The 15,896-nt window shown below is 62.4% G+C and carries 16 protein-coding genes; 9 read left to right on the top strand and 7 right to left on the bottom strand.

Going from position 1 to position 15,896, the window contains the following annotated elements:
• Positions 1–3: 3 nt before the first annotated feature.
• A complete protein-coding gene (locus EP237_RS20600) occupies positions 4–1,545 on the bottom strand; it encodes an acetolactate synthase large subunit (protein WP_127562710.1) in 1,542 nt (513 codons plus the stop codon).
• Between the two features lie 561 nt (positions 1,546–2,106).
• On the opposite strand from EP237_RS20600, the gene EP237_RS20595 reads away from it, so the two are divergent.
• From EP237_RS20595 to EP237_RS20585, 3 genes are all read left to right on the top strand, one after another.
• Positions 2,107–3,042 carry a Hint domain-containing protein gene (locus EP237_RS20595; protein WP_127562709.1) on the top strand — a complete coding sequence of 312 codons (936 nt, stop codon included), beginning with the start codon at positions 2,107–2,109 and terminating at the stop codon, positions 3,040–3,042.
• 222 nt (positions 3,043–3,264) lie between these two features.
• Complete coding sequence (locus tag EP237_RS20590) at positions 3,265–4,158, top strand: SPFH domain-containing protein (RefSeq protein ID WP_127562733.1); 894 nt, start codon at positions 3,265–3,267, stop codon at positions 4,156–4,158.
• Complete coding sequence (locus EP237_RS20585) at positions 4,158–4,448, top strand: NfeD family protein (protein WP_206052337.1); 291 nt, start codon at positions 4,158–4,160, stop codon at positions 4,446–4,448. Before EP237_RS20590 ends, EP237_RS20585 begins: the two co-directional genes overlap by 1 nt.
• Positions 4,449–4,526: 78 nt before the next feature.
• On the opposite strand, the gene pyrF is transcribed toward EP237_RS20585, so the two are convergent.
• From pyrF to EP237_RS20570, 3 genes are all read right to left on the bottom strand, one after another.
• A complete protein-coding gene (gene pyrF / locus EP237_RS20580; protein WP_127562707.1) occupies positions 4,527–5,216 on the bottom strand; it encodes an orotidine-5'-phosphate decarboxylase in 690 nt (229 codons plus the stop codon).
• Between the two features lie 35 nt (positions 5,217–5,251).
• The gene (locus EP237_RS20575) at positions 5,252–5,971 is read right to left on the bottom strand and encodes a methyltransferase (RefSeq protein ID WP_127562706.1); all 720 of its coding nucleotides are present in this window, start codon (positions 5,969–5,971) and stop codon (positions 5,252–5,254) included.
• Positions 5,972–6,139: 168 nt separating this feature from the next.
• Positions 6,140–6,346, bottom strand: coding sequence for a hypothetical protein (locus tag EP237_RS20570; protein WP_127562705.1), 207 nt, complete (start codon positions 6,344–6,346; stop codon positions 6,140–6,142).
• A 182-nt stretch (positions 6,347–6,528) separates the two neighbouring features.
• On the opposite strand from EP237_RS20570, the gene clpB reads away from it, so the two are divergent.
• Positions 6,529–9,144: an ATP-dependent chaperone ClpB gene (clpB, locus tag EP237_RS20565; protein ID WP_127562704.1), complete on the top strand. Its 2,616-nt coding sequence runs from the start codon at positions 6,529–6,531 to the stop codon at positions 9,142–9,144.
• Between the two features lie 112 nt (positions 9,145–9,256).
• On the opposite strand, the gene EP237_RS20560 is transcribed toward clpB, so the two are convergent.
• Positions 9,257–10,021, bottom strand: coding sequence for a DeoR/GlpR family DNA-binding transcription regulator (locus EP237_RS20560; RefSeq protein ID WP_127562703.1), 765 nt, complete (start codon positions 10,019–10,021; stop codon positions 9,257–9,259).
• A 67-nt stretch (positions 10,022–10,088) separates the two neighbouring features.
• Between EP237_RS20560 and EP237_RS20555 the strand changes: the two genes are divergently transcribed.
• Together EP237_RS20555 and EP237_RS23360 are read left to right on the top strand one after the other, a co-directional pair.
• Positions 10,089–10,688, top strand: a complete 600-nt coding sequence (locus EP237_RS20555) for an NUDIX domain-containing protein (RefSeq protein ID WP_127562702.1) — start codon at positions 10,089–10,091, stop codon at positions 10,686–10,688.
• A gap of 126 nt (positions 10,689–10,814) precedes the next feature.
• Positions 10,815–11,012: a hypothetical protein gene (locus EP237_RS23360; protein WP_206052336.1), complete on the top strand. Its 198-nt coding sequence runs from the start codon at positions 10,815–10,817 to the stop codon at positions 11,010–11,012.
• Between the two features lie 284 nt (positions 11,013–11,296).
• Here the strand turns inward: EP237_RS23360 and EP237_RS20545 are convergent, their stop codons facing one another.
• On the bottom strand, positions 11,297–11,788 hold the full coding sequence (locus EP237_RS20545; protein ID WP_206052335.1) for a fasciclin domain-containing protein: 492 nt from the start codon (positions 11,786–11,788) through the stop codon (positions 11,297–11,299).
• 62 nt (positions 11,789–11,850) lie between these two features.
• The gene (locus EP237_RS20540) at positions 11,851–12,333 is read right to left on the bottom strand and encodes a fasciclin domain-containing protein (RefSeq protein ID WP_127562701.1); all 483 of its coding nucleotides are present in this window, start codon (positions 12,331–12,333) and stop codon (positions 11,851–11,853) included.
• 256 nt (positions 12,334–12,589) lie between these two features.
• On the opposite strand from EP237_RS20540, the gene EP237_RS20535 reads away from it, so the two are divergent.
• From EP237_RS20535 to msrQ, 3 genes are all read left to right on the top strand, one after another.
• Positions 12,590–14,077, top strand: a complete 1,488-nt coding sequence (locus tag EP237_RS20535; protein ID WP_127562700.1) for an FMN-binding glutamate synthase family protein — start codon at positions 12,590–12,592, stop codon at positions 14,075–14,077.
• Between the two features lie 72 nt (positions 14,078–14,149).
• Positions 14,150–15,055, top strand: coding sequence for a protein-methionine-sulfoxide reductase catalytic subunit MsrP (msrP, locus tag EP237_RS20530; RefSeq protein WP_127562699.1), 906 nt, complete (start codon positions 14,150–14,152; stop codon positions 15,053–15,055).
• A gap of 9 nt (positions 15,056–15,064) precedes the next feature.
• Positions 15,065–15,670 carry a protein-methionine-sulfoxide reductase heme-binding subunit MsrQ gene (gene msrQ / locus EP237_RS20525; protein ID WP_127562698.1) on the top strand — a complete coding sequence of 202 codons (606 nt, stop codon included), beginning with the start codon at positions 15,065–15,067 and terminating at the stop codon, positions 15,668–15,670.
• The last annotated feature ends 226 nt before the right edge of the window (positions 15,671–15,896 follow it).

The raw sequence follows: 15,896 nt of genomic DNA, 5'->3' as shown, positions 1-15,896 counted from the left end.
CCCTCAGATCACCACCTCGATCAGGCGCGGTCCCTTGGCCGCCATGGCCTCCTCCAGTGCGGCTTCCATCTCGTCCACCGTGGTCGCGCGGGTGCCTTCGACGCCGTGCCCCTTGGCCAGCGCCACCCAGTCCAGCAGCGGGTCGTCCACATCGAACATCGCCTGCGCATTGCGGCCCACTTGCGTGACCCCCATGGCCGCCAGTTCCCCGCGCAGGATCTGATAGCCCCGGTTGGCGAAGACGATCACCGTCACATCCAGCCGTTCCCGCGCCATGGTCCACAGTGATTGCAGCGTATACATGGCCGACCCGTCGCCCGTCAGCGCGATGACCTTGCGGTTGGGGCAGGCCACGGCGGCCCCGGTCGCGCAGGGCAGGCACTGGCCGATGGCGCCACCCATGGTGATCAGCCAGTCATGCCGCCGCGCAGTCCGGGTCGCATCGGCAATGGGCGCGCCCGAGGTCACGGCCTCGTTCACGACGATGGTGTTTTCGGGCATGACGCGCGCGATCAGGGCCCCCGCGCTTGCCGGGGTCAGGGGGCCGTCGGGGCGGTCGGGAAGGGCTAGGTCGACCGGCTCCACAGTCTCGGACCGTGCCCCGAGCCTGTCGGCCAAACCATTCAGAACATAGCCTAAATCCATGGTGGCATCTGCCAGCTCCTGAACATGGATGTCGGCGCGGGTGGGCAGTGAGGGCTTGCCGGGATAGGCGAAGAAATTCACCGGCGCATGGGTGCCGCAGACGACGAGGCTGCGGACGTCCTTCAGCAGCGCGGCATTGGCATCGACGGGGTAGAGCAGCTGTTCCACCGGGGGCGTTCCGGCGCCGCGCTCCAGCCTCGGGCTGTGCAGGGGCGTCATGATCCGGCATCCTGCCGCCTGTGCGATCTGTGCCCCCAGATGCAACAACGGGCCATGGGTGGCCTGACCCCCCAGAAGCAGGGCTGCACCTTCGGTTTTCAGAGCTGCGGCCGCCGCATCAAGCGCCGCATCCGACGGGCGGTGAAGCGCTGGCGGAGCGGCGGCTGCCACCGGGGCGGAGCCGTCGCCCCAGGCCGTGTCGGCGGGCAGGATCATCGTGGCGATCCGGCCGTTCATCGAGCGCGCCGCGCGGATCGCATCTGCCCCGTCGCTTGCCACATCGGCCGAGGAAAGAGAGCTGCGAGTCCAATGGCTTATGGTGCGGCTAATGCCTTCGGTATCGCCCTTGAGGGGGCTCTCATAGGCCAGGTGATAGGTCGCGTGTTCGCCCATGATATTGACAATGCCGCTGCCCGCCTTGCGCGCATTGTGCAGGTTGGAAAACGCATTCCCAAACCCCGGCGCGAGATGCAGCATGGTGGCTGCAACGCGGCCCGACATGCGGAAATACCCGTCCGCAGCGCCAGAGGTTCCGCCTTCGAACAGACACAGGATGCAGCGCATGTCCGGGTGGCTGTCCAGCGCCGCAACGAAATGCATCTCGGACGTGCCGGGATTGGCGAAGCAGACGTCAACACCGCTGGCCAGCATGGTTTTCACAAGGGATTGGGCACCGTTCATGGGATCCTCCTTGTGCGTCAGACAAGCATGGATGGCGGGGGTCGGGAACCCCGAAAACAGGGGGGTGTCCCCCGTGCACCAGGCGTACACCCCCCGTACACCCCCTGTGCAGACAAAACCGGGATTGGCGGGAGTCCTGGGCACCCAGCCAAACGGCCCGGGCCTGGCCAGACCGCGGGTCAAAGCAGGGGGCGGGTGAGAGCGACAGTCGGTCCAAAACCCCTGCTCGAAGTCAAGGCGAAGCCGCCGCGGAATCGCGTTCGGCAGTCATACGCCGCGCCACCGGCGCGACAGTCCTGCCTCACCGCCCACCGGGGAGGCGATTGGTTGGGTCTCGCGCAGTGTCGAGGGTGTTCAGGGCGGAGAGATAAAGCGCGCCGCTTGCGGGCGAATTGGTGGGTAAGGTGCCCCACCTTACGCCTACCGATGGGGCGGTGGGCAGAACTGCCCACCCTACTCTTGCTGATCCGGGCAGTAATGGCATAAGGGTCAATCTGAGGTTGTGCGAGCAGGGGAGGTCCGCCATAGTGCAGGGGAAGTAACCTATTTTCGGGGGGTTTCATGCCGTTCCAAGCCTATTCCTACATGTTTTTCTCACTTAGCGGCGATCTTGTCAGCGGAACTCTGACACCCAGCTCGAACATCATTCAGCCGCAGGATCCGGAGTTCACCGAACTGGGCGGGGCGGTCGCCGATACGTTTGAAGTCGGTGAAACCTATTCCGACACGCTTCTGATCGGTGACTGGGTCTACCAGGGGTATTACGACGGGGCGCCGGTCGGACGGATCTTTCTGTTTCAAAGTACTAGCAATTCTTCGAACTACATCTTTGTATCGCTTGACGATACGCAGACGTCAGGAACGGACCCGAGTCCAGGAGATTGGCCGGACAGCGTGTCCGCGACAATGCTGGTGAAGTCTAACCTTGCGCATTGCTTTTGGGCCGGGACCGAAATCGCTACAGGGTCCGGTTGCGTTGTTGTCGAGGCCTTGGGGATCGGCGATGAGGTGCTGACGGCGGACGGGCAGATCCGACGCATCAAATGGATCGGTCGCCAGACGGTTATGACCCGGTTCGGTCCTGCCGAACGGCTGATGCCGGTGCGGTTTGCTGCCAGGTCTTTGGGAAAGGATGTGCCGCATTCCGACCTGACGGTGACGGCGGATCACGGGATGCTGGTGGAGGGCGTGATCTGCCACGCGGGGGCGCTGGTGAACGGGACGACCATCCGTCGCGTGCCTCTGGCCGAAATGGGCGAGACTTACACGGTCTTCCATATCGAGACCGAGGAACACGAGATCATCCTCGCCAATGGCGCCCCTGCGGAGACGTTTATCGACAACGTTTCGCGTAGGGCTTTCGACAACTACGCCGAGTTCGAGGCGCTTTATGGCGACGTGCCGGAGATGGAGGAGTTGCCCTATCCCCGCGCGATGAGCGCGCGGCAGGTGCCGGGGCGGATCGTTGCGAAGCTGGCTGGGAAGGCTGTGGCCTGAAATGTCCCTAAAGGACTGCATCAGCGTGCCTGCCATCCTCTGACAAGGGGGTGTGGTTTGGGTCGCAATTGCGCTCCGGCACGGGGCCGTCACAAGCTGGCCCTGACCGGGCCTTGCTCAAATCGGCCTTGTTCTTGCGGCCAAACCGGCCCACATACGCCCTAGACCATTTTTCAACCCGACTGCATAGTTCCGCGTATGAAGAACGAGGATACCAATACCATGGATATCGAAGCCATTCTCGACGCCCTTCTGGGCGGCAATCTTGTGATCCTGCTGCTGGCAGGGTTCATCATTCTCTGCATTTACCTTGGCATTCGCATCGTGCCGCAAAGCCAGAAATTCGTTGTCGAACGGTTCGGGCGGTTGCGGTCGGTGCTGGGGCCGGGGATCAACTTCATCGTGCCGTTCCTCGACCGGGTGGCGCACAAGATCTCGATCCTGGAACGGCAGCTGCCCAATGCGCAGCAGGACGCAATCACCAAAGACAACGTTCTGGTGCAGGTCGAAACATCGGTGTTCTACCGCATTCTCGAACCCGAAAAGACGGTCTACCGGATCCGCGATGTTGACGCTGCGATTGCCACGACCGTGGCGGGGATCGTGCGGGCCGAGATCGGCAAGATGGACCTTGACGAGGTTCAGTCGAACCGCAATCAGCTGATTTCCGAGATCAAGCACAGCGTCGAACAGGCGGTGGATGACTGGGGCATCGAGGTGACGCGCGCCGAACTGCTGGACGTGAACCTGGATCAGGCGACGCGTGACGCGATGCTGCAACAGCTGAACGCCGAGCGCGCCCGCCGCGCGCAGGTGACCGAGGCCGAAGGCCGCAAGCGCGCGGTCGAGCTGAACGCCGATGCGGAACTGTACGAGGCCGAGAAAACCGCAGAGGCGCGCAAGATCCTTGCCGATGCGGAAGCCTATGCCACCCGTGCCGTGGCGGCTGCGATCGCTGAAAACGGGCTGGAGGCCGCGCAATACCAGATCGCGCTGAAACAGGTCGAGGCTTTGGGGCAGATTGCCCAGGGCAACGGAACGCAGACCATCGTCGTGCCCGCCGATGCCGCCGATGCCTTTGGCAAGGCGTTCCAGATGCTGAAGGGCCGGAGCTGATGGATATCTGGAACACCTGGTGGGCCTGGGGGGCTTTGGCGATCCTGCTGGCCTTCGGCGAGGTGATCCTGCCCACCTTCGTGCTGCTCGGTTTCGGCATCGGCGCAGGGATCATCGCGCTGATCCTGCTGATCGGCGGCGCACCGGCGGCGTTTCTGGCCGGGTCAATCCCGGTCTTGCTGCTGAGCTTTGCGGTGGTGTCGCTGGTGGTCTGGCTGCTCTTGCGCAGGTTCCTTGGTGTCTATCGCGATCAGGTGAAGACCTTCGACCACGACATCAACGAGAACTGAACCTGACCAGATTGCGCGCCTGACGGCGCAAGACGATATCTCGCCTGCGGGAGCTCCGCCCCTCGGCTCGGGGTTGGGTCAGGGCAGTTCAGCGAGGATCGCCTGTGCCGCGGCGCGGGGGTCCGTTGCCGTCCAGATCGGGCGGCCCACCACGATATGATCGGCCCCGTCTGTGATGGCCTGCGCCGGGGTGGCCACGCGCTTCTGGTCGCCCTTGGCCGATCCTGTCGGGCGCACGCCGGGGGTGACGATCAGGCGGCCTTTGGCATTCGGAAGGGCACGGATCAGTGCGGCCTCATGCGGCGAGGCGATGACGCCATCGGCCCCGGCCTCGAACGCATTCGCGGCGCGTTGCAACACGATCTCCTGCACATCGCCCGGCTTGATCAGGTTGGCGTCCAGATCGGCCCGGTCGAGCGAGGTCAGGACGGTGACGGCGAGGATCTTGAGGCCGCTGCCCGCTGCGCCCTCTTTCGCGGCGCGCACCACCTGCGGATCGCCCTGGACGGTCAGGAAATCCAGTTCGAACTGCGCCAGCCCGCGCACGGCGGCTTCAATCGTTGCGCCGATATCGAAGAGTTTCATGTCGAGGAAGATGCGTTTGCCGTGCTCTTGCTTCAGCTCATTGGCCAGGGCCAGCCCGCCGCCGGTCAGCATCCCCAGACCGATCTTGTAGAAGCTGACGGCATCGCCGATCTCTTCGGCCAGTTTCATCCCCTGCAGGGCATTGGGCACGTCAAGGGCGGCGATCAGGCGGTCATCACGCATCGGGGGATCCTCGCAATCTGGGGCGTTGCGCCTGACTAGTCTTCTGCCGCCTTGTCTTCAACCCCGTAGATCCGGCGCATGTCAGGGCCTTCGACCGTGTACATATGGACCCAGATATAGGCGTGCTGGAAGGCAGCCGCGACCAGCGCGGCCCAGGAGCCGCAGAGCAGCGCGATGCCCCAGAGGCCGAGGAAAGCCAGCCCATACATGGCGTTCGGGGTCCAGCCGAAAGCGCCGCGCGTTTCCATCGGCATCTCTGCGATTTCATCATAGAAATGATCGGCGCCGAGAGCGCGTTCGAGGGTGAAATAGCGGAAGGTGGACCAGAGCGCATAGCCCGCGGGGATCAGAAGCGCCGCGCCGATCACGATCTCGCCCGGACGCCACAGGCCCAGACTGCCGGTGTCTGATAGCCCCGCGGCCAGTACCGTCAGCGGGCGCAACGCCAGAAGCGGCAGGAAGATCATTGCCCAAGTCGCGAAGGCTTTGTCCCCAAAGAGGCGGGTCAGCAGGTGCAGATGCAGTTCCGTGCGGAAGCCGATGGCAACCACGACCTGATGGGCGACCGCCAGCCAGACCGAGGTCAGCGCCCATCCCCTTGGGGTCAGCAGCAGGATGCGATGTGCGTCCGTGGGCTCTGGCAGCAGGTGATACACCCCTGCCAGCATGAAAAACAGGATGCCAAGATGCTGCGCCTGACCTTCGAAAATCCAGGCGGGACGGGTCTGGGAGCGGATCTGATCCAGGCGGTTCATGGCCCAGTCTAGCGCACCCGTTGGGAATTTGGAAAGAAAACGACCCGGTCGCGACGGGGGGAAGCGACCGGGCCGGGCAGCAGGAGACCTTGAGGGACGGGGGTCATCCTGTCTGAGGGCGCAGCCATTGAGGGACGGGGGGCAGGCGGCTGCGCCTTGGGGAAACTGTTACCGCCGGTGGCGGAGGGCGGCCTGCGAGAGACCGGAGGCGATGCGCGAGAACGCGGCCCCTTGCGGGCCGTGCCAGCGGCAGTCGACCGGGGCGCGGTCGTCCAGCACGGCGCGGGCATGGAAGCAGGCGCGGCGGGCGTCATAGGCGACTTGGGTCAGGGCGATGCGGGTCATGGCGAGGTTCCGGGTATGGCTTATGGTCATGTGTCGGGCGAGGTGGCCGCCCGGTTCAAAAGAAATGGGAAGAATTTTTCGAAAATGAATCCTTCGTCGCGATCTTGTGATGGGGCGTGTGCCTCCCCATCTACCTGACAAGGCCTGCAAAAGGCCCTCGTGCCGGATACCGGGCGGGGTCACAGTCAGGCGCTTTGAAAAGGAGACTAGGCATGAACTTGGAGAAGTTCACCGACCGCGCGCGCGGGTTCCTTCAGGCCGCGCAGACAATCGCACAACGGGAAGACCATCAGAAACTGGTTCCCGAACATTTGCTGAAGGCACTTCTTGACGACGATCAGGGCATGGCCTCGAACCTCATCACCCGGGCGGGCGGCAACGCCAAGCGGGTGGCGGAGTCGGTCGACCTGTCGCTGTCGAAGCTTCCGAAGGTGACCGGGGATTCCGGGCAGCTTTACATGGACGGGCAGACCGTGAAGGTGCTGACCGAGGCCGAGAAGCTGGCCGAAAAGGCGGGCGACAGTTTCGTGGCCGTCGAACGCATTCTGACCGCGCTGGCCATGGTGAAATCCAAGGCCAAGGACGCGCTGGATGCAGGCGCCGTGAATGCTCAGGCGCTGAATTCCGCGATCAACGACCTGCGCAAGGGCCGCACGGCGGATAGTGCCGGGGCCGAAGACAGCTATGAGGCGCTGAAGAAATACGCCCGCGACCTGACGGAAGCGGCGCGCGAGGGCAAGATCGACCCCATTATCGGCCGCGACGAGGAAATCCGCCGCGCCATGCAGGTGCTGAGCCGCCGGACCAAGAACAACCCGGTGCTGATCGGGGAACCCGGCGTCGGTAAGACGGCGATTGCGGAAGGTCTGGCCTTGCGGATCGTCAATGGTGACGTGCCCGAAAGCCTGAAGAACAAAACGCTGATGGCGCTGGATATGGGCGCGCTGATCGCCGGTGCCAAATACCGGGGTGAGTTCGAGGAGCGGCTGAAAGCCGTGTTGAACGAGATCACGGCGGCGGCGGGCGAAATCATCCTCTTCATCGACGAGATGCACACGCTTGTGGGCGCGGGCAAGACCGATGGTGCGATGGATGCGGCGAACCTGATCAAGCCGGCGCTGGCACGGGGCGAGCTGCACTGCGTGGGTGCCACGACGCTCGATGAATACCGCAAATATGTGGAGAAGGATGCGGCGCTTGCCCGCCGGTTCCAGCCCCTTGTGGTGGAAGAACCGACGGTGGAGGACACCGTGTCGATCCTGCGCGGGATCAAGGAAAAGTACGAGCTGCACCACGGCGTGCGGATTTCGGACGCTGCCTTGGTGGCCGCCGCGCAGCTGAGCCACCGCTACATCACCGACCGCTTCCTGCCGGACAAGGCCATCGACCTTGTCGATGAGGCCGCCAGCCGTCTGCGGATGGAGGTGGATTCGAAGCCCGAGGAGCTCGACGCGCTCGACCGCGACATTCTGCAAAAGCAGATCGAGGCCGAGGCGCTGAAAAAAGAGGATGATACCGCGTCCAAGGACCGGCTGGAGAAGCTGCAGAAGGATCTGTCCGAGTTGCAGCAGAAATCGGCAGAGATGACGGCGCAATGGCAGGCGGAGCGCGACAAGCTCGAATCGGCCCGTGGGCTGAAGGAGAAGCTCGACCATGCGCGGGCGGAGCTCGATCAGGCCAAGCGGCAGGGCGATCTGGCGAAAGCCGGGGAGCTGTCCTATGGTGTCATCCCGCAGCTGGAAAAGCAACTGGCGGAGTCGGAACAGCAGGATAATGACCTGATGGTCGAAGAGGCCGTGCGGCCCGAACAGATCGCCAGTGTCGTCGAGCGCTGGACGGGCATCCCCATGTCCAAGATGCTGGAAGGCGAGCGCGAGAAACTGCTGCGCATGGAAGAGGAAATCGGCAAGCGCGTGATCGGTCAGCGAACCGCCGTGCGTGCCGTATCCAATGCCGTGCGTCGGGCGCGGGCGGGCTTGAATGACGAGAACCGTCCTTTGGGCAGCTTCCTGATGCTCGGGCCGACCGGCGTGGGCAAGACGGAACTGACCAAGGCGCTGGCCGAATACCTCTTCGACGACGACCAGGCGATGGTGCGCATCGACATGAGCGAGTTCATGGAGAAGCACTCCGTCGCCCGTCTGATCGGCGCACCTCCGGGCTATGTCGGCTATGACGAGGGCGGCGTGCTGACCGAAGCGGTGCGGCGCCGGCCCTATCAGGTGGTGCTGTTCGACGAGGTCGAGAAGGCGCATCCCGATGTGTTCAACGTGCTGCTTCAGGTGCTCGATGACGGTCAGCTGACCGACGGGCAGGGGCGCACGGTGGACTTCAAGCAGACGCTCATCGTGCTGACCTCGAACCTTGGCGCGCAGGCGCTGAGCCAGCTGCCCGACGGGGCCGACAGTTCCGCCGCCAAGCGGGACGTGATGGATGCCGTGCGCGCCCATTTCCGGCCGGAATTCCTGAACCGTCTGGATGAGACCATCATCTTCGACCGCCTGACGCGGGACGACATGGATGGAATCGTGACCATCCAGCTGCGTCGCCTTGAAAAGCGTCTGGCCGATCGCAAGATCACGCTGGATCTGGACGATGGCGCGCGGAAATGGCTGGCGGATGAGGGCTATGACCCGGTCTTCGGGGCGCGACCCTTGAAGCGGGTGATCCAGAACGCCCTGCAGAACCAGCTGGCCGAGATGATCCTTGCCGGTGAGGTGAAGGACGGCGATACGGTGCATGTCAGCGCCGGGGCCGACGGGCTGATCGTGGGCGACCGGGTGTCAGCCTCGACCCGGCCCAAGCCGGATGACGCCGTGGTGCATTGAACAGACTTTTGAGTAGGCCCTGCTTCGGCGGGGCCTTTGATTTTGGGAATGGGAGGTTTGAGCCCAACTTGACCAATGCTGCGGCTTGGATGAATGTCCGCTCTTCATATCTTCAAGATTTCTCGCCGCAATGTATCTCGCATCCGAGGTGGGCAAAGAGTTCATTAGCTCTCGCCTTGGCATCTTCCGCGACAATCAAGCCGTCTACGTCATCCCACCCCGCGATCTCGAAAGAAGAGACTGCGCCAAATTTTTCCGACGATGCGAGGATGAGTGCTGAACCTGATCTAGCAATGATCGCGCGCTTGACTTCGGCATCTTCGCTCACGCCCGTTGTGATGCCCTGATCCGGGTGCAGGCCGGTCGCACCGATGAAGCAGATGTCAGGGCGATAGCGATCCAGCCAAGCGATGGTGGCCGCACCGCCGGTCACAACGGAATGACGAAGGAGCTTGCCACCCACGATCTCGACTTCCAGATTCGCGTGGTTAAGCAGTTCCAGCGCCACATTCGGGCTATGGGTGACGATCGTCGCGTTCAACGTCTCTGGGAGGTGACGCGCCAGCTGAAGCGCGGTCGTTCCTCCATCGACAAAAACCACATGGCCAGTGCCCACCATCGCAGCCGCGTGCTTTCCGATGGCGGTTTTTTCCGGTGTGGCAAGGCCGACCCGACGCGAAAAGGGTGCGTGCGCAGGAGCGTTGGGAACCGCTCCGCCGTGCACGCGCTTAAGGCGCCCATCCTTTGCCAGCTCGCGCAGATCGCGTCGGATCGTATCTTCTGACACGCCTAAATTTCGGCTGACTTCCTTTGCGACGATGCTGCCGCTTTCAGACAGTATCGAGAGAAGATGGGTTTTGCGTTCATGGCTCAGCATTGCACGACTTTTCTTGACTCTGCACACTTATGCACGATATCTGCGCGGACGAGAAGGAGCAAGCTGCATGACAAGTGACGAGACATTCCGGCCCATTTCGGAGGAAGTTCTATCCGATGATTGGGGCAAGTTGACCAAATTCCGCTATGAGGTGCGCCGGAGAAGTGGTGAGTGGCAGCAGCAAACACGCGAAACGTATGATCGCGGGAATGGGGCGACGTGCCTGCTATACAACCTTGAAACTGAATGTGTTGTTTTGACCCGACAGTTCAGACTGCCTGTATTCCTCAACGGCGGGTTGAAGTCGCTTGTGGAAACACCTGCCGGTCTACTCGATGGCGCCGAACCGGAAGAGCGAATGCGAGCCGAGTTGATCGAGGAGACCGGTTTCCAGGTCGATACCCTAACCCACTTGTACGACGTTTACATGAGTCCTGGCTCCGTCACGGAGTACCTGGCCTTTTTCAAAGGCAATTACCGGTTGGGTGATCAGAAGGCCGAGGGCGGAGGGGAATACGCCGAAGGCGAGGACATCGAGGTGATCGAAGTCCCCCTACGCGAAGCCATGGAGATGATTCACACCGGCGACATCCGCGATGCCAAGACGATCATCCTTCTCCAGCACATCGTAATCGAACAACTTCAAAGGAAGGGCGCGTCATGCTGATATTGATTTCAGGCCCCTATCGCTGAGGGACCGGGGACGATCCGGAAAAATGGCGGCGAACCAACGCACGCTGGAGAACGCATCTTGGCCGTTCTTCGAAGCCGGCCATATTCCAATGATCGGCGAATGGGTCGCGCAGCCTGTATAGCGCTCGGCTGGGGCAAGACGCCGGTGGACGATCTTAATGAGGAGATCTTCTACCCAATATCGGAACGCTTGCTTTCGATTTGCGATGCAGTGCTGCGCCTGCCCGCTGAAAGTCGGGGGGCTGACAATTACTTCAAGCAAGCGGAAGCGTCCGGAATTCCCACTATCGAAGCATAGCTGAAATACCGCCAGCGTAGCAGCGGACGTGCGTTTGCGGGCCTTAAAGGAGAATTGCCGGACGGCAGCAAAGTCCGCATAGCGGGCATTGTCTGATCGAGAGGTTTGACCTGCGGCTCTATCGGGTCGCGTCTGGTCTGGCTGTGATCGATCCTGGTGAAGGTCGGAGCCGATGTGAGCCAAGTGGCCGGGATGACCCTGGCCGGTGAAACGCTGCATGTCCGCGCCCCCGGAGCGAGATCTCCGGGGGCGCTTTCTTCTGCCGTAAGCCGTTGGGGACGGTCTCAGCCTGGCAGAAGCACGGCGTCGATGATGTGGACGACCCCGTTCGAGGCCATCACGTCAGCGGTAGTGACGGTGGCGGAATGGTTCAGGACCACGCCATGACCCTGCCCGTTGGCGCTGATATAGCCGCCCTGAACGGTGGGGATGCGGCCGCGTTGGCCGAGGATGGCGGAGGCCGGGTAGTAGGCGGCCGACACATGGTAGGTCAGCACATTGGTCAGCGCCGGGATGTCATGCAGCAGGCCTTGCAGAACGCCATGGGGCAGATGCTCGAAGGCGCGGTTCGTGGGGGCGAAGACGGTGAAGTTGCCGGGGCCGGACAGCGTGTCGACCAGGCCCGCCGCCTGAACGGCGGTGACCAGTGTGGACAGGTCGGGCGTTGCGACGGCGAGGTCGACGATGGTCGCGGATTGTGCGGAAAGGATCGCGGGGCTGGCCAGCGTTGCGGCGGCGGCCCCTGCGGTGGTGGCGAAGAATTGACGGCGGTTCAAGGGTCTGTCCTCCCTTAAGTCGGAAATGGAAAGGGCCCGCCGGTGGAGGCGGGCCCAATGGCTTACATCGTTGGCAGGATCACCGCGTCGATGACGTGGATCACGCCGTTCGAGGCTTCGATATCGGCTGCGATCACATTGGCGCCGTTCACGGTCACGCCGTCCGTGGTGCCGATCTCGATTTCGCCACCCTGGACGGTGGTCGCCATCATGCCGTCGGACAGGTCACCGGACATGACTGCGCCGGGCACCACGTGATAGGTGAGGATCGCGACCAGCTGATCGAGGTTTTCTTCCATCAGCAGGGTTTCGACAGTGCCCTCGGGAAGGGCGGCAAAGGCTTCGTCCGTGGGTGCGAAGACGGTGAACGGGCCTTCGCCACGCAGGGTTTCTTCCAGGCCCGCGGCTTGTACGGCAGCCACAAGAGTATTGAATGTGCCCGCGCCCACGGCGGTATCGACGATATCCATGGAATGGCCACCGGCAAAGGCGGTGGTGGACAGCGCGATTGCAGCGGTGGTAGCAAGGAAAGTACGACGGATCATGATGATCTCCTGTCAGGTTGAATGTGACTGGAGATACGCGGGCAATGGCGCGCCGGATGACTCGGGATTCTGGAAAAACCCTTAAAAACAGGGCTTGTCGTCGCGGATATTCGCCCTAAGCCACGACGTTTTGCAAAATCCAATCACGACTTCGTGGTGAACATGTGATCTTGCGTGTGCGGTCCTGCGCGATTGAAACCCCTTTGAAGCGCGTGCAGAGTTGCGCCGGTCTTGCCCGAGGAAAAGGATTGGTCGCATGTTCACCTTTGTGGAGCTTCTGGCGCAGGTCTTTCTGCTGATCGTGGGGGTGCTGGTGCTGGTGGTGCTTGTGCTGGCGATCTATGACCGGACCCAGACCCATGACGCGATCCGGCGCAACTACCCGGTCATTGGCCGGTTCCGGGGGCTGTTCACGGCGCTTGGCGAATTCTTCCGGCAGTATTTCTTTGCCATGGACCGGGAAGAACTGCCGTTCAACCGGGCACAGCGACATTGGGTTAGCCACGCCGCCGATGGGGGGTCCAACACGCTGGCCTTCGGGTCTACCCGCGATCTGACCATTCCCGGCACGGCCATTTTCGTCAATGCCGCCTTTCCGCCGCTGGACAACCAGTATGCCTCGACCGAGCCGATGATGATCGGCCCCACGGCGCGGCAGCCCTATATGGCGCCGTCGTTCTTCAACATCTCGGGCATGAGCTATGGCGCGATTTCGAAACCGGCGGTGCAGGCGCTGAGCCGGGGGGCGAAGAAAGCCGGGATCTGGATGAACACCGGCGAGGGCGCGCTGTCGCCCTATCACCTTGAGGGCGGCTGCGACATCGTCTTTCAGATTGGCACCGCCAAATATGGGGTGCGCAATCCCGATGGCAGCCTGAACGACGACAAGCTGCGAGAGATGGCCGCCCATGACGCTGTTAAGATGTTCGAGCTGAAGCTCGCCCAGGGGGCCAAGCCCGGCAAGGGCGGCATTCTGCCGGCCGAGAAGATCACGCCCGAGATTGCGCAGATCCGGGGCATCATTCCTGGCGAGGACAGTCTTTCGCCGAACCGACATATAGAGATCGACGACTGGGGCGACCTGCTGGACATGATCGCCCATATCCGCGAGGTCACCGGCAAGCCGGTCGGCATCAAGACGGTTGCCAGCGGGGCCGAGCCGTTCGAGGACCTGTTCGCCCTCATCATAGAACGTGGCGAAGACAGCGCCCCCGACTTCATCACGCTCGATGGCGGGGAAGGCGGCACCGGGGCCTCGCCCATGCCGCTGATGGACCTTGTCGGCATGTCGATCCGTGAAAGCCTGCTGATGGTCTCTGACCTGCGCGACCGGCATGGGCTGAAGGATCGTATCCGGCTGGTGGCCTCCGGCAAGCTGGTGAATCCCGGCGATGTGGCCTGGGCGCTGGCGGCAGGGGCCGATTTTGTAACATCCGCCCGTGGCTTCATGTTCTCGCTGGGCTGTATCCAGGCGTTGAAATGTAACAAAAACACCTGCCCGACCGGGATCACCACCCATAATCCGCGCTTTCAGAAGGGCCTGGTGGTCGAAGTGAAAGAGGATCGGGTGGCACGATATGCCAAGGGAATCATCAAGGAAGTCGAGACAATCGCCCATTCCGTAGGGGTTGCCGAACCCCGCCTGATGCGCCGGCGCCATGTGCGTCTGGTGATGGCCGATGGCACCTCACGCCCGATGCACGAAGTTTTTCCCCGTGGTCACGACATTCCAACAATGCCGTGAGGCCCGCTGCTTTCGCTTTGTTGCGCACCATCTCTTTGGCAGTGTCGCGGCAAGCAAATGCAGGAGGACCAAATGGCCTATCGCTGGAAAAACGACCTGACCCATGCGGACGTGACCCCCAAGGGTCTGTTCATGAACCGCCGTCAACTGATGGCGGGCGCTGGGGCGGTGATGGGGGCCGGTCTGATTGGCGGGCAGGCCCGCGCGCAGGAGGCGCTGGAACCCAATACCTTCGAAGAGATCACCAGCTACAACAACTTCTACGAATTCGGCACCGGCAAGACCGACCCCGCCGCCTATGCCCATATGCTGACCACCGACCCGTGGCAGATCGAGATTGATGGCATGGTCGACAATCCCGGTGTCTATTCGCTGGCTGAGATCCTGGAGGGCATGACCATCGAAGAGCGCATCTACCGGTTCCGCTGTGTGGAGGCCTGGTCGATGGTGATCCCGTGGAACGGGTTCGAACTGGCCGATCTGCTGACCCGCGTCGGTGTGCAGGAGGGCGCGCAGTATGTGGCCTTTGAAACGCTGGTGCGGCCCGAGGAAATGCCCGGCCAACGCAGCCCGATCCTGAACTGGCCCTATCGCGAGGGTCTGCGCCTGGACGAGGCGATGCACCCGCTGACCCTGATGGCGACCGGTCTTTATGGCGAACCGATGCCCAACCAGAACGGCGCGCCGATCCGATTGGTGGTGCCGTGGAAATACGGGTTCAAGTCGATCAAGTCGATCGTCCGCATCACTCTGACCGATGAGGAACCGCCCACCACCTGGAACATGCAGAACCGCCGCGAATACGGCTTCTATTCCAATGTGAACCCCGAAGTGGATCACCCCCGCTGGTCCCAGGCAAGTGAGCGGCGCGTCGGTGGCGGGCTCTTTGCCCGGCGCATCCCGACCCTGATGTTCAACGGCTACGAGGATGAGGTCGCCTCGATGTACGAGGGCATGGACCTGTCCGAGTATTTCTGAGGCGCCGACATGATCGACACCCTGAACCAGACCCTGCGCCGCCTGCCGGAATGGCCGCTCTATATCCTCGGGTTCCTGCCCGCGGCCTGGCTGTTGTGGCTTGGCATCAATGGCGGGCTCGGGGTGGAGCCGATCAAGGCGCTGGAGCATGAGCTTGGGGTGATCGCGCTGCAATTCCTGATCGCCACGCTGTTGGTCACGCCCTTGCGCCGCTATGCCGGGCTGAACCTGCTGAAGTTCCGCCGCGCCTTCGGGCTGCTGGGGTTCGGCTATGTCTGCCTGCACCTGCTGACATGGCTGGCGCTGGATATGTCCTTCCTGTGGGGGCAGATCGCCGAGGACCTGGTGGAGCGTCCCTATATCACCATCGGCATGGCAGCCTTCCTGATGCTGGTGCCGCTGGCGCTGACCTCGACCAAAGCCGCCATTCGCCGGATGGGGATGCGCTGGCACAAGCTGCACCGGCTGTCCTATGTGGCGGTGATCCTGGGCGGTCTGCATTTCGTGATGCAGGAGAAGGTCTGGTCCGTGCAATCGTTGGTCTATCTGGCGATTGCCGTGGGGGTCGTGGCGATGCGCGCCCTCTGGATGACCCGCCGAGTCGCTCGATCCTGACCTGATTCACCCCGGTGAATCCCAGAAACTGGGGGTAAGTCGGGGGATAACCCAAAATGTTGGAAGGCGAGTCGGCAGGTTGATGCCGCAGAGCAGCATCGAAAGCCCCGTTGGCGCGGAACATCTTGTGTGGTTTGTGATCTAACTATCTGAATTATTTAAGATTTCACGACTCTTGCGAAAAATCTTCATATTTCTGCAAAAAAGCGCTTGCGGGTTTTGTTTG

The sequence above is a fragment of the Nioella ostreopsis genome (assembly GCF_004000255.1).
Classification (GTDB): Bacteria; Pseudomonadota; Alphaproteobacteria; order Rhodobacterales; family Rhodobacteraceae; genus Nioella; species Nioella ostreopsis.
Note: the sequence above shows the minus strand (reverse complement) of the source record. Positions and strands in the feature narration are given on the sequence as shown.